The organism is Methylobacterium sp. 17Sr1-1 (assembly GCF_003173775.1).
Taxonomy (GTDB): Bacteria; Pseudomonadota; Alphaproteobacteria; order Rhizobiales; family Beijerinckiaceae; genus Methylobacterium.
This window is the reverse complement of sequence record NZ_CP029552.1, coordinates 3,926,211-3,938,517: the sequence shown is the minus strand read 5'-3', so window position 1 is coordinate 3,938,517 and position 12,307 is coordinate 3,926,211. Positions and strand designations below refer to the sequence as shown.

Annotated in this window: 14 protein-coding genes; 4 read left to right on the top strand and 10 right to left on the bottom strand. The window is 68.7% G+C overall.

The window, feature by feature from the left end; all coding sequences use genetic code 11:
* Positions 1–102: 102 nt before the first annotated feature.
* The 7 genes from DK412_RS17690 to DK412_RS17660 all read right to left on the bottom strand — a co-directional run bounded on the left by DK412_RS17690 (position 103) and on the right by DK412_RS17660 (position 6,324).
* On the bottom strand, positions 103–417 hold the full coding sequence (locus tag DK412_RS17690) for a hypothetical protein (RefSeq protein ID WP_109973019.1): 315 nt from the start codon (positions 415–417) through the stop codon (positions 103–105).
* Positions 418–545: 128 nt separating this feature from the next.
* The gene (locus DK412_RS17685; RefSeq protein ID WP_109973018.1) at positions 546–1,553 is read right to left on the bottom strand and encodes an NAD(P)H-quinone oxidoreductase; all 1,008 of its coding nucleotides are present in this window, start codon (positions 1,551–1,553) and stop codon (positions 546–548) included.
* 62 nt (positions 1,554–1,615) lie between these two features.
* Positions 1,616–2,278 carry a uracil phosphoribosyltransferase gene (upp, locus tag DK412_RS17680; RefSeq protein ID WP_093568789.1) on the bottom strand — a complete coding sequence of 221 codons (663 nt, stop codon included), beginning with the start codon at positions 2,276–2,278 and terminating at the stop codon, positions 1,616–1,618.
* A 32-nt stretch (positions 2,279–2,310) separates the two neighbouring features.
* On the bottom strand, positions 2,311–3,546 hold the full coding sequence (locus DK412_RS17675) for a URC4/urg3 family protein (RefSeq protein WP_109973017.1): 1,236 nt from the start codon (positions 3,544–3,546) through the stop codon (positions 2,311–2,313).
* Positions 3,547–3,601: 55 nt separating this feature from the next.
* Positions 3,602–4,852, bottom strand: a complete 1,251-nt coding sequence (locus DK412_RS17670; protein ID WP_109973016.1) for a GTP cyclohydrolase II — start codon at positions 4,850–4,852, stop codon at positions 3,602–3,604.
* Positions 4,853–5,012: 160 nt separating this feature from the next.
* Positions 5,013–5,438, bottom strand: coding sequence for a DUF2852 domain-containing protein (locus tag DK412_RS17665; RefSeq protein WP_093568791.1), 426 nt, complete (start codon positions 5,436–5,438; stop codon positions 5,013–5,015).
* A 628-nt stretch (positions 5,439–6,066) separates the two neighbouring features.
* The gene (locus DK412_RS17660) at positions 6,067–6,324 is read right to left on the bottom strand and encodes a hypothetical protein (RefSeq protein ID WP_109973015.1); all 258 of its coding nucleotides are present in this window, start codon (positions 6,322–6,324) and stop codon (positions 6,067–6,069) included.
* A 184-nt stretch (positions 6,325–6,508) separates the two neighbouring features.
* On the opposite strand from DK412_RS17660, the gene DK412_RS17655 reads away from it, so the two are divergent.
* The 3 genes from DK412_RS17655 (at position 6,509) to DK412_RS17645 (ending at position 9,304) form a co-directional block, all read left to right on the top strand.
* Positions 6,509–6,760 (top strand): hypothetical protein, encoded by a 252-nt coding sequence (locus tag DK412_RS17655; RefSeq protein WP_109973014.1) that lies wholly within the window; start codon positions 6,509–6,511, stop codon positions 6,758–6,760.
* A 143-nt stretch (positions 6,761–6,903) separates the two neighbouring features.
* Positions 6,904–7,824 carry a polyphosphate kinase 2 gene (gene ppk2, locus DK412_RS17650; protein ID WP_109973013.1) on the top strand — a complete coding sequence of 307 codons (921 nt, stop codon included), beginning with the start codon at positions 6,904–6,906 and terminating at the stop codon, positions 7,822–7,824.
* Positions 7,825–7,831: 7 nt separating this feature from the next.
* On the top strand, positions 7,832–9,304 hold the full coding sequence (locus tag DK412_RS17645) for a carbohydrate porin (protein WP_109973012.1): 1,473 nt from the start codon (positions 7,832–7,834) through the stop codon (positions 9,302–9,304).
* Positions 9,305–9,469: 165 nt separating this feature from the next.
* Here DK412_RS17645 and DK412_RS30260 read toward each other — a convergent pair whose 3' ends face one another.
* The 3 genes from DK412_RS30260 to DK412_RS30670 form a co-directional block, all read right to left on the bottom strand.
* Positions 9,470–9,913, bottom strand: coding sequence for a hypothetical protein (locus DK412_RS30260; RefSeq protein WP_162596054.1), 444 nt, complete (start codon positions 9,911–9,913; stop codon positions 9,470–9,472).
* A gap of 235 nt (positions 9,914–10,148) precedes the next feature.
* Positions 10,149–10,646: a hypothetical protein gene (locus DK412_RS30675; RefSeq protein ID WP_204165394.1), complete on the bottom strand. Its 498-nt coding sequence runs from the start codon at positions 10,644–10,646 to the stop codon at positions 10,149–10,151.
* A 124-nt stretch (positions 10,647–10,770) separates the two neighbouring features.
* Positions 10,771–11,157, bottom strand: coding sequence for a hypothetical protein (locus tag DK412_RS30670; protein ID WP_204165393.1), 387 nt, complete (start codon positions 11,155–11,157; stop codon positions 10,771–10,773).
* 408 nt (positions 11,158–11,565) lie between these two features.
* On the opposite strand from DK412_RS30670, the gene DK412_RS17630 reads away from it, so the two are divergent.
* The gene (locus DK412_RS17630; protein WP_109973010.1) at positions 11,566–12,174 is read left to right on the top strand and encodes a response regulator; all 609 of its coding nucleotides are present in this window, start codon (positions 11,566–11,568) and stop codon (positions 12,172–12,174) included.
* Positions 12,175–12,307 lie beyond the last annotated feature (133 nt).

Genomic DNA, 12,307 nt, shown 5'->3' with positions numbered 1-12,307 from the left:
GTGCCGGGGCGGCGGGAATCACATTCCCGTGCCGATCGGGGTCTGAACGGCCGAAGGGCCGCCCCCGGTCGGGGCGGCCCTTCGTCGGTACGGCGTCGTGGCCTACTTGGCGTTGGTCGAGCCCGTCGACTTCGGCTCGGCGGGAGCCGGATAGGCGGGGTTGCCGGCCGGTACGCCGGCGCTGTTCGTCGACGACACGCCACCGCTGCCGTTGGGCGAGCCGGTGATCTGCTGGCGCGAGGCGTCCTGGCTCTGGCTCGCGTAGTCCTTCGGGGCGTTCGAGCCGTTCCAGCCGAGCAGTGCCACCATGGCGACCGCCAGGAGAGCGAGGCTGCCGAGCAGCACGTAGAGGACTGGGCGGCCCTTCGCGCCCTGGCGGGCCGAGGTCGGGGTCTCGACGGTGCGGTTGTTGTCCATGGGGGAACCTCGGGGGTGTGGCTCGGCGAGCGACGCTCCGAGCCATGATCGGTGTGAGCAGCCAACGTCACCGATCGGCCGAGGTTCCTGGTGCACCGGGATTCTGCCCGGTGCCGGTGTCGCGCGTTCTACTTGCCCGTGAGCAGCATGATCTTCCCGAGATGCGCGCTCGACTCCATCAGCTCATGCGCCGCCCGCGCCTCTTCCAGCGGGAAGGTGGCGTGGATCACCGGCTTGACGGTGCCGGATTCCAGCAGCGGCCAGACCTCCCGGCGCAGGCCGTCGGCGATGGCGGCCTTCTGGGCGACGGTGCGCGGACGCAGGGTCGAGCCGGTCACGGTGAGGCGGCGGATCATCACCGGAGTGAGATTGACGTTTTCCGCCAGGAAGCCCTGCAGGAAGGCGATGATGACGAGCCGGCCTTCCAGCGCCAGGGACTTCAGGTTGCGCTCCAGATAGGCGGCACCGACCATGTCGAGGATCACGTCGACCCCCTGGCCGTCGGTCAGGCGCTTCACCTCCGCCGCGAAATCGGCGTCGCGGTAGTTGATGGCGTGGTCGGCGCCGAGGGATTCGCAGAAGGTGCATTTCTCGGCCGAGCCCGCGGTGGCGTAGACCGTGGCGCCGAACTGCTTGGCGAGCTGGATCGCCGTCGAGCCGATGCCGCTCGACCCGCCATGGACCAGGAAGCGCTCGCCTTGTCGGAGGCGGCCGCGCTCGAACACGTTGGTCCAGACCGTCCAGTAATTCTCCGGCAGCCCCGCCGCCTCGATGAGCGAGAGCGGACCGGGCTTGGCTAAGCAGAGCGCCGCCTCGGCGACAGAGTACTCGGCGTAGCCACCGCTGATCGTCAGCGCGCAGACCTCCTGGCCCTCGGCGAGACCGGTGACGCCCTCACCGAGGGCGACGATGCGGCCGGCGATCTCCAGGCCCGGAACCTCGGTGGCGCCGGGCGGCGGCGGGTACTTGCCGGCGCGCTGCTGGCAATCGGGGCGGTTCACGCCCGCTGCCACGACCTCGACCAGGACCTGGTTCGGGCCGGGGCGCGGCACCGGCACGGTCTCGATCCCGATCACCTCCGGCCCGCCGGCCCCGTTGAAGCGGACCTGGCGCATGGTGGCGGGGATCGACGGCATGGGGCGGCTCCGATGGTGTGACCCGCCCTTACCTGCCGCGCGAGGGGGCCACCGGCAAGGGCTTACCGCGTGCCGTACATCCGGTCGCCGGCGTCGCCGAGACCCGGCAGGATGTAGCCGTGCTCGTTCAGGTGGCTGTCGATCGAGGCGGTCCAGACCGGCACGTCCGGGTGGGAGCCCTGGAACTTGGCCAGCCCCTCCGGCGCGGCGAGCAGGCAGACGAAGCGCAGGTCGCGGGCGCCGCGCTCCTTCAACCGGTCGACCGCGGCGACGGCCGAGTTCGCCGTCGCCAGCATCGGGTCGAGGACCAGCACGGTGCGGTCGGCGAGGTCGGACGGGGCCTTGAAGTAGTACTCGACGGCCTCAAGCGAGTCGGGATCGCGGTAGAGCCCGATATGGGCGACGCGGGCCGAGGGCAGCAGCGACAGCATGCCGTCGAGGAAGCCGACGCCGGCGCGCAGGATCGGCGCCAGGACGAGCTTCTTGCCGGCGATCTGCGCGCCCTGCATCGTCACCAGCGGAGTCTCGATCTCGACCGGCTCCAGCGGCAGGTCGCGGGTGACCTCGTAGGCGAGCAGCGTCCCGATCTCGTTCAGGAGCTGGCGGAAGCCCTTGGTCGAGCGCGCCTTGTCCCGCAGCAGGGTCAGCTTGTGCTGCACCAGCGGGTGATCGACCACCGTGACCGGCGCCACACCCGTCTCCCCGCGCGCACCCGCACCCTGCATCGCCGTCTCTCCGTTCACGAACATGCTCGCCTTCAAAATACGGTGCCGTCGCTCGCGATGGAAAGCGGCGGCGCGCCCTCCGGCCGCAAGGACTTCGCCAGGCGCCGGCCGGTGGCCCAGGTGCCGCCTTCCAGCACCTTGGCGAGCGGCAGATCGGCGGGATCCTCGATGTCGAGCCGCTCGCGCACCAGCGGCGCCAACCGGTCGAGGAGCGCCACGGTCAGCGCCCGCCACTCGACGACCAGGCGGGAGCCGACCTCGTGCGGCAGCTTGGCCTCCTCGGGCCGGCGCAGGGCCAGCACCCCGGTATCGAGGAAGAGGCCGCCGTTGCGGTACTCGGGCAGCCCGGTCAGGGCGTCGAGGCCGGTGACGGTCAGACCCGCCTCCTCCAGCGGCTCGAGCAGCGAGTAGGCGAGCCACTGCGACAGCTTGTGGAACGGCACCAGCCCCTCCGTCGGCCCGGTGCCGCCGGCGAGCGGATGGCGCCAAGTGTCGCCGAGATCGACCCCGTCGAGCACGATGCGACCGGGCCAGATCGGCCCGAGATGGGTCAGCAGCACCTCCAGCACCGCCTCCGCCGGCACCTCGCCGTCGCGGGCCTTCGCCTTGATGCGGTCGAACAGGAAGCCGGGGCGGGCCTGCGGCCCGAAGCCTTCCGGATCCGCCGCCGCGACCTGGCCGAGGCGATTGAGGAGCGCGGTGCGGCCGGAGAGGCCGACGAGGGGGTTGGTCGGCGAGGCCTGGAAGCCGTCCGCCAGCTCAGCCTCGGTCAGGCTCGCCAACGCGCGGGCGTCGGCGCGGAACGGATCCTCGGGCTCGGAGGAGAACAGCCCGGAGACGAACATGTCGAAGCTCGCCACCGCCAGCCCCTCCGAGCGGGCGTAGGTCTCGCCGGTGCGGCCCTCCTCGTAGCGCCAGGTCGGGCCGGCGCCGGCATCGAGAAGCACGCTCACCACCACGAGGTCGAACGCGGCGCGGGCCTGCTCGGCCGGATCCTCGAAGGGCGCGGCGTGGACGAGCGAGCCCCAGCGCTCGAAGCCGCCGACCGAGAAGTGGCGCCAGCGGGCATGATAGGGGATCGCGAGGTCCGGATAGGCGTCACGGATGGTCTCGACCACGGCGTCGGCGCAAGGCCCGAGGCGGTCGAGATCGACCACGAAATGGTCGAGCCGCCCCTCGAGTCCGGCCTTGAGCAGGGTCTCGGCGCGGGCGCGCACCGCCCGGGCCGAGAGCAGGCTGCGGGCGGTCGAAAACTCAGGCACGGGCATCTCCAGGGACAAGTCGGACGGGCGCCATCGAGGGGATCGGAAGCGCTCGGTTCTCCTAGAACCGCTCGAGGTCGCGGCCCTTCACGGCGTCGAGGGATTCGGTGACGCCGTCGGGCGCGTAGTAGCCCGCCGCCTTCTTGGCTTCCATCTCCACCGAGGCGTCCGGCGGGATCAGCTCCGGCGGGATCGGCACCCGCTCGCCGACCTCGATGCCCGATCCGGTGATCGCGTCGTACTTCATGTTCGACATCGACATCAGCCGGTCGATGCGGCGGATGCCGAGCCAGTGCAGCACGTCCGGCATCAGTTGCTGGAAGCGGGCATCCTGCACGCCGGCGACGCACTCGGTGCGCTCGAAGTAGGTGGCGGCGGAATCGCCCCCCTCCTGGCGCTTGCGGGCGTTGTAGACCAGGAACTTCGTCACCTCGCCGAGCGCCCGCCCCTCCTTGCGGTTGTAGACGATGACCCCGGTGCCGCCGGCCTGCGCCTCGCGCACGCATTCCTCGATGCCGTGGGTGAGGTAGGGCCGGCAGGTGCAGATGTCGGAGCCGAACACGTCCGAGCCGTTGCACTCGTCGTGGACCCGGCAGGCGATGCGCCGGCGCGGGTCGGTCAGGCCCGACACCTCGCCCATCACGTAGACGGTGCAGCCGCCGATCGGCGGCAGGAAGACCTGGAGGTCGGGCCGGGTGACGAGCTCGGGGAACATGCCGCCGGTCTGCTCGAACAGGGTGCGGCGTAAGCTCGTCTCGCTGGTGCCGAAGCGGGCGGCGACGCCCGGCAGGTACCAGACCGGGTCGACCGCGATCTTGGTGACCGAGATGTCGCCGGTGGCGTGCAGCACCGTGCCGTCGGCGGCCAGCCGATGGGCACCCATCGCCGCCAGGATCTCCGGCAGGCTCAAGCGCGCCTTGGTCACCGCGATGGTCGGCCGGATATCGGTGCCGGAGGTGATCGCCTCGCGAAACACCTCGCCGGGCATGTGCCCCCACGGATCGAGCGACACGATTTTCGCCGGGTCCGCCCATTGCGGATGCGGGCCGATCGCGACCACCGGGTGGGTGTTGGTGAGGTCCGGCCGCGCGAGCGGGTTCATCGCCCGGCCCGCGATCGCGAGGGCGCGGTAGAGCGAGTAGGCGCCGCCATTGGCCCCGATCACGTTGCGGTCGGCCGGGTTGGTCACGGTGCCGATGATGGGGCCGCGCTCGCGCGGGTCGGCGGCACCCCAGCGGATCGGCCAGCGGGCGGTGCCGGGCTCCGGGTGCGAGGTGAGCCGGATATGCGTCGAGCGGTTGGAACTGGTCATGCGGCCGCGCCGTCCTTCAACGGAGAAGGCTCCCCGCGGGGGCCGCGAGGAGCCTGTCGTGTGCTTGACCTGATGGAGGGTGGCCCAGCCGATTCGGCGCGTCAAGCTCAAGCCTGAGGCGCCGACCGCCCATTGTCGGGGCAACGGGCCCCCGCTCCGCTCAGTAGTTCGAGCCGGCGCGGCGGCGGGCCATGAAGGCGTCGAACTGCTCGCGGTCGCGGGCGCGCTTCAGCTCGTCCACGAACTCGGTGAAGGCGCGGCTCTCCTCCTCGAGGCGGCGGCGCTCCTCTTCGAGGCGCTCGATCTCCTTGCGGCGATACTCCTCGAAGGCCCAGTTGCCGCTGTCGTGGCGGGCCGCGCCGAAGCCGGAGAACCCCGAGAACCCGTTCCGGAAGGAGCGCTCGGCGAAGGACTTCATCTCGTTCAGAGCCGGGTAACCCATGAGCTTCCACACCACGTAGGCCGCGGCCAACGGCCACGCATAGATGAAACCGATGACGATCGCGCCGATCTCGAGAGAGCGGCGCGGGAACGGGCCGTTGCGGCAGGCGCGGCCGCTCGACCAGGGGGCAGAGGAAAACGACACGTCACGATCTCCCGCAGGATGTGAATGTGAACGACATTTACATGCGGGGTCGCCCGGGCGGTTTCAAGGAGGGTGGGCTCGGGAAAATTCTTGGGGGGGTTGGAAGCGCGACAGCGCCCTCGCGGTGGCGTCGACCAGGACGATCGAACGCTGAGAACATGAAGACGCCGCGTGCTGAACAAGGATTTATTTTATAGTATTGATAATATAATAATTTACAAATATTTTCGAAAGGAAAATGGATTTCTCCCATCCTCAACCGCATCCCGAGGTCTGACCAACGAGAGCCTCGTAATGAGGCCTTCCATTTCCTCTGTGGTCTCTCGAGGCCAGCTTCGAGGTCAGTCGATCTTCAATCGAATGACACCTCAGATGAGGGTGTGAGGAGGATAGATCCCGTCAATCAGCCAAACAGCTCTCATAAAAATCGACGCGAAAAATCCTGATGCACCGACTCATCACATGGATGGAAGTATGTCCGAGCGAAATGACTAACGGCTTGTCGTAGGCAACGCCGCAAAATCGAGGACCGGGAGCGAGGTCCGGTTGCGACGCGATCCGGCAGTGCTCTCGCCCCCGGCCGGCGAGGGTCGGCCGTGACGACCGGCCCTCGTCGATCACCTCCGCGTCAGTAGCGGTAGTACGAGCGCCGCTCCTCGCGGTAGCGCGTGGCGCGGTAGGGCCGGTCGTCGCCCCACCGGTCCATGCGGCGCTCGACGTTGCGGCGCCAGCCATGCGCCGGCGCCCAGGCCGGCGGGCCGCCGCGAACCTCGCCGTAGCCGCCGCGGGCCCAGGGCGGATCGGCCCGCGCCGCGGTCGTGGCGCCGAACAGCCCGGTGGCCGCGACCATGGCAGTGAAGGCGAGGGGAAGGACGGTCCTGCGCATCGGCGCATCTCCATTCGGTTCGATCGGCACCAGCAACGGCGATGTCCCGAAAACCGTTCCACGCTTTCCCGACTGGTGAAGAAGGGAAAATCTTCTTTGCCTCGTCAGCAAAGCAGCGCCGACCCGGCGGGGAACCACTTCTCGGGAGATACCGTTTCTCCGCACTCTCAGACAGGAGACAGCGATGAAGCGGATCACGATCGCCCTGCTGGCCGTCACGACCCTCGCAGGCAGCGCCATGGCGACGGAGCGGCCCGGCGCCTCGGCGCGCACCCCGGGGCACGAGATGCAGGAGAGCGGCAGCCGCAAGGGCAGCCCGGGTGCCTCCGGCTACGCCCCGGGTCACGAGATGAAGTCGGACACGACCGGCACCACCTCGCGCGGCTCGACCTCGCAGACCAACGACGCCAAGGCCGGCACGGCCCCCCGGCGCTGACGCGCCCGGATCCGTCGGGGAGGACCACGCCGCCCCGCGCGGCGGCGTGGTCCTCCACAAGCCGTCACCGCCTCTTCTCATCACTGTCATGGGCCGCTGCTGTAAGGCGGCATCGTCGAGACGGGGATGAGGGACGAGGGCCCATGAGCGAGTTCGAGGCGCCGCAGCAGGCGGCCACGATCGAGGCGTTGCGGCGCGAGATCGCGGAGGCCTACGACGAGGAACTGGAGCTCGAGATCGAGGAGGAGCGCCTCGCCGGGCTGGTGCCGCCGCCCGAGGGCGCCGCCCCGGACCTCGACCGTCGGTTCTACTTCCGCGAACTCCTGCGCCTGCAGCACGAGCTGGTCCGGCTCCAGGACTGGGTCCAGACCGAGAAGCTCAAGGTCGTGGTGCTGTTCGAGGGTCGCGATTCCGCCGGCAAGGGCGGCGTCATCAAGCGCATCACCCAGCGTCTCAACCCGCGGGTCTGCCGTGTCGCCGCCCTCCCCGCTCCGAGCGAGCGCGAGCGCGGCCAGTGGTACTTCCAGCGCTACGTCAGCCACCTGCCGACCGGCGGCGAGATGGTGCTGTTCGACCGCTCCTGGTACAACCGTGCCGGCGTCGAGCGCGTCATGGGCTTCTGCTCGGAGGCCGATGTGGAGGAATTCTTCCGCTCGGTGCCCGAGTTCGAGCGCATGCTGGTCCGGTCGGGCATCGTCCTGGTGAAGTACTGGTTCTCGATCACCGATGCCGAGCAGGCCCACCGCTTCGAGATGCGCATCCGCGATCCGCTCAAGCAGTGGAAGCTCAGCCCGATGGACGTCGAGTCGCGCCGGCGGTGGGAGAGCTATACCCGGGCCAAGGAAGACATGCTGGCCCGCACCCATATCGACGAGGCTCCGTGGTGGGTGGTCGACGCGGTCGACAAGCGGCGCGCCCGCCTCAACTGCATCAGCCACCTCTTGGAGCAGGTGCCCTACGGCACCGTCGAGAGGCCGCCCGTCCACCTGCCCGAGCGGGTGCGCAACCCCGATTACGTCCGCGGCCCGATCCCGGCCGACATGTACGTGCCGGCGCGGTACTGAGCGGGGCATGAGCGGGCTCGCGCGCGGGGCGGCGCTCGCCGTCCTCGTCCTGGCCGCCGCCGGCGCGCGCGCGCAGCCCGCCCCCCGCCTGACCGTGGCCCCGCCGGCCTGGCCCCTCACCGGCGCCGGCGGCGACCCGCAGACCGCCATCGCCCAGTCCCGGACCTCCGACCAGGTCTCGGTGACGATCGGCGGCTCGATCCAGTCGTCGCTCGGCCCCTACGGCGACCCGTTCGGGTTCCGCGCTTTCCTGGCCGAGCGCGGCATCACCTACACCGTCACCTATATCGGCGAGGGGCTGGCCAACCTGCGCGGGGGCTTGCGCCGCGGCGTCACCTATGGCGGGCGGCTCGACACCTCCCTCGACGTCGATCTCGACCGGCTTGCCGGCTGGCGAGGCGCGAAGTTTCACACCGACTTCTTCCAGATCCACGGCCACGGGATGTCGCGCTCCTACGTCAACAACCTGACGACGGTGAGCGGCATCGAGGCCCTGCCGGCGACGCGATTGTTCGAGCTGTGGCTGGAGCAGAGCCTCCTCGACGACACGCTCTCGATCAAGGTGGGCCAGGTCTCGGCCGATACCGAGTTCGCCATCGCCCAGTCGGCGGTGGTGTTCTTCAATGCCGGCTTCGGCTGGCCCAATATCGGCGCCGTCGTGCTGCCGAGCGGAGGGCCGATCTATCCCCTCGCCACGCCGGCCGTCCGGGTGAAGGTCGTCCCCGATCCGCGCCTGTCGTTCCAGGCCGCGGTCTTCAACGGCGATCCGGCCGGGACGCGGCGGGGCGACGACGCCGATCCGCAGCGGATCAACCGCACCGGCACCAGCTTCCGGGTCAGCGACCCGCCCCTCTTCATCGGCGAGGTCGCCTATGCCTACACGCTCGACCTGTGGGGCGAGAACCTGCACGGCACCGCAACGTTGGGCGGCTGGCAGCATCTCGGCGGCTTCGACAGCCCGCGCCTCGACAGCGTCGCCGGCCGGTTCCTCGCCGATCCGGAGGCGAGCGGCATCGCGCGGCGCTTCCGCGGCGACCACGGCGTCTACGGCATCGTCGACCAGACGCTCTACCGCGAGCCCGGTACCGAGGACGAGGGCGCCAGCGCCTTCCTGCGGCTGTCGACGGTGCCGGGCGACCGCAACCTGATCGACCTCTACCTCGACGGCGGCATCGCCTACAAAGGCCTGCTGCCCGGCCGGCCGAACGACACCGCGGCGCTCGGGGTGATCTACTCGCGCATCAGCCCGGCCGCCCGCGCCTTCGACCGCGACAGCATCCGGTTCGGCCGGAGCGCCGGCCCGATCCGCAGCAGCGAGGTGGTGATCGAGGCGACCTACCAGGCCGAGGTGCTGCCCGGCTTCACCCTGCAGCCGGACCTGCAAGTCGTCATGCGCCCCGGCGGCGGGCTCGCCGGCGAGGACGGCCGCCGGCTGAAGACCGCGACCGTGATGGGCTTGCGGGCGACGATCAACTACTAGGCTGCAGGGCCCGGACGGGGCGGTGGCTCCGCGCCCGTTCGAACAGGCCGACGAAGTCCACACGCGCTACGTCATCCCGGGGTCGCCAAAGCGGAACCCGGGATGACGTCGAGGGATGTCATCCAGCCCGTGCGCCCCGTCGATGCCACCCGACTGGACCACCACTCACTGGACGAGGCCGTTCCCGTTCCCGTTGGTGGAGAACCCGTTCCCGAGCCCATTCCCGACATTGCCGTTGCCGTTGTTGTTGCCGGTGTTGTTGTTCCCGTTGCCATTGCCCATGTTGCCGTTGCCATTGCCGTTGCCCGAACCGTTCGCGAGGCCGGGAGGCACGGCGCCCGTCAGGCCGGGGGGCTCCGGCGCTGCGGCATCTCCGGTGGACCCGGTATTGAGATCCATGGAGCGGTATCTCCACCGGTGCGGACGGCCTTGCCAGCCTCCTCCCTGCCAACCGCCACCTTGCCAACCGCCGCCCTGACCGTGCCAGTGCTGGAAGAAGCCGCGGAACTCGGCACGGCTGACGCCGTCGGGCGGCGTCCAGCGATGCGTTTGGGCGACGGCGGGACCGGCGAGGCCGAGTCCGGTCAACGCGAGGGCGATCAGGGTCAAGCGCATTGTCATCTCCTTCCGGTGCCGTCTCACCCAGTCCTGGTAGTGGGGAAACGGCAGTTCCTGCCAAGTGGAGAGGAAGATCTCGTCCGGTCGCCGGCGGGTTCATGCCGAGATGTCGTGTCGACTGGCAAACCGTCTGCCGCGGACCGTCATCTGGACGACACAATCGATCCCCGCAGGTCCAAGCCCGTCCCGAAGCATCCGGCCGGCAGGGAGTTGGGCCCGCAGCCGCTCAGGGCCGGTTGCCGTTTCCGTTCAGGTTCCCGTTGACGGCGCCAGTATTGCCGTTCCCATTGTAAGCGCCGCCGTTCAAGTTGCCGTTGAACGCGCCGGTGTTATTGTTTCCGTTATAGGCCCCGGTGTTGAAATTGCCGTTGAACGCGCCGACGTTGTAATTTCCGCTCGTCGGACTGCTGTTGTTGTTGCCGTTGAACGCGCCGACGTTGCCGGTGCCCGAGTTGAAGGCGCCGACATTTCCGGTCCCGGTGTTGAAGGCACCGATATTGCCGCCGGTCTGCGGCGCGCCGTTGCCGTTTCCATTCCCGTTACCGTTGCCGGATCCGGTATTGTAGTTCCCGTTCGAATTACCGTTGCCGATCCCGACATTGCCGTTGCCGTTGCCGTTGCCGTTGCCGATCGACACCGACATGGTCATCGCGAGACCTCGCGCGGCAGCGGGGTATGCGGTGCCGAGCAGCGCCGCGGCGAGCAGGTAGGGCACTAATTTCATCGGAGCCTCCCTTGCGGCGCGAGGGCCACGTGCGGTCGGGAACCTCGCATCGAGGAACCTTGCATCGAGAGAGCGGAGCGGCCGGGACCGCTCCGCCGATCGTAGTCTGCGGCCGAGGCTGCATTCAGCGGTTGTTGTTGCCGTTGTTGTTGCCGTTGTACTTGCCCCAGTTGAGATTGCCGTTGCCGTTGCCGTTCAGCAGGCCGTAGTTGTAGTTGCCGTTGTTGTTGCCGTTGCCGACGCCCCAGTTGAAATTGCCGTTCAGGTTGCCGTTGCCGACGCCGGTATTGGCGTTGCCGTTGTTGTTGCCGTTACCGTAGCCGATATTGCCGTTGCCGTTCAGGTTGCCGTTGAAGGCGCCGGTATTGCCGTTGCCGTTGCCGTTGCCGTTGCCGACGCCGATGTTGCCGTTGCCGTTGCCGTTGCCGCTGCCGATCGAGAGGGCGTGACCGGTCGAGGGGAGCCCGGCGAGCGAGAGCACGGTCACGGCCGAGAGCAGGATCTTTTTCATCGGGTGCCTCCTTGAGTGAACCAGGCGACGGATGTGCCGCACGAGATGGTGCTTCGGTGTCGGAGCGTTGCTCGTTCCCCAGCGCCGTCGCAATCGTTTCCCAAAAACGGCGCCCGAATAAGCCTGATATATGTTTTAGTCTCTTGGGACTATTGACACTGCGTCAATCAAGTGGCGCTTATGCTGCCGGTAAATACATGCATGGCTTGTTAAACAGTAAATCAGCTCCTACCCCCAAAGGGGTACGCATCTTCAGGCCTACGGGTGATAACACACCGCTTTCCGGATCTCGAAATGCCGCTACCTTCGCGGCCAAGAAACGGTTGCTGCCGACAACAGTTGACGGAGGAAAGCGCCCGGGCGGTGGACGGCCGTCCCGACGCAAGCGTGCTTTCGGGGGGTGACCTCATGGAAACGGGACAGCTCGTGCATCTCGTCGACGACAGCGCCGCGATGCGCTCGCTCGCGGCGGATATTCTCAGCGGCGCCGGCTTCACTGTCCGAGAGCATCCTGCGGCCGACAGCCTGCTCGGCGATCCCGCACTGGCGGAGGCGGGCTGCGTCGTCACCGACTTCCGCATGCCGCGGATCGACGGCCTGGATCTCCTGTCGCGGCTGCGCGCCGGCGGGTCGCTGGTGCCGGTGATCCTGCTCACCGCCCATGCCGACGTCTCGACCGCGGTCCGGGCGATGAAGCTCGGAGCCTTCGACTTCATCGAGAAGCCGTTCGCCCCCAGGGCCTTGGTCCAGGCGGTGCGCTCCGCCGTGCGCGGGTCCCGTTCCGCCTCGCCCGACGTCCGGCACGCGCTGGCGAGCGAGCGCCTGTCCCGGCTGACCGAGCGCGAGCGGCAGGTCCTCGCCCGCATCCTGCTGGGGTTGACCCACCGGGAGATCGGCGACGACCTCGCGATCAGCCACCGGACGGTCGAGGTGTTCCGGGCGCGGATCATGGCGAAGACGGAATGCGCCAGCGTGCAGGACCTCGTCCGCATCGCCCTGGAGGCCGGATTCGACTGACGGGGACGATCGCACGGGCCTGTCCGTACGGGCTCGACCGTACGGAGTCGTGCGGATTTCGGTCAGGGTTGCGATCTGTCAGAACATTACTGCGCTGGACGATGAACTAACAAATACATCGACAGTTCGCGCC

Coding starts and splice junctions, on each gene's coding strand:
- DK412_RS17690 (WP_109973019.1), bottom strand. CDS start 417: ATGGACAACAACCGCACCGTCGAGACCCCGACCTCGGCCCGCCAGGGC.
- DK412_RS17685 (WP_109973018.1), bottom strand. CDS start 1,553: ATGCCGTCGATCCCCGCCACCATGCGCCAGGTCCGCTTCAACGGGGCC.
- upp (WP_093568789.1), bottom strand. CDS start 2,278: ATGCAGGGTGCGGGTGCGCGCGGGGAGACGGGTGTGGCGCCGGTCACG.
- DK412_RS17675 (WP_109973017.1), bottom strand. CDS start 3,546: ATGCCCGTGCCTGAGTTTTCGACCGCCCGCAGCCTGCTCTCGGCCCGG.
- DK412_RS17670 (WP_109973016.1), bottom strand. CDS start 4,852: ATGACCAGTTCCAACCGCTCGACGCATATCCGGCTCACCTCGCACCCG.
- DK412_RS17660 (WP_109973015.1), bottom strand. CDS start 6,324: ATGCGCAGGACCGTCCTTCCCCTCGCCTTCACTGCCATGGTCGCGGCC.
- DK412_RS17655 (WP_109973014.1), top strand. CDS start 6,509: ATGAAGCGGATCACGATCGCCCTGCTGGCCGTCACGACCCTCGCAGGC.
- ppk2 (WP_109973013.1), top strand. CDS start 6,904: ATGAGCGAGTTCGAGGCGCCGCAGCAGGCGGCCACGATCGAGGCGTTG.
- DK412_RS17645 (WP_109973012.1), top strand. CDS start 7,832: ATGAGCGGGCTCGCGCGCGGGGCGGCGCTCGCCGTCCTCGTCCTGGCC.
- DK412_RS30675 (WP_204165394.1), bottom strand. CDS start 10,646: ATGAAATTAGTGCCCTACCTGCTCGCCGCGGCGCTGCTCGGCACCGCA.
- DK412_RS30670 (WP_204165393.1), bottom strand. CDS start 11,157: ATGAAAAAGATCCTGCTCTCGGCCGTGACCGTGCTCTCGCTCGCCGGG.
- DK412_RS17630 (WP_109973010.1), top strand. CDS start 11,566: ATGGAAACGGGACAGCTCGTGCATCTCGTCGACGACAGCGCCGCGATG.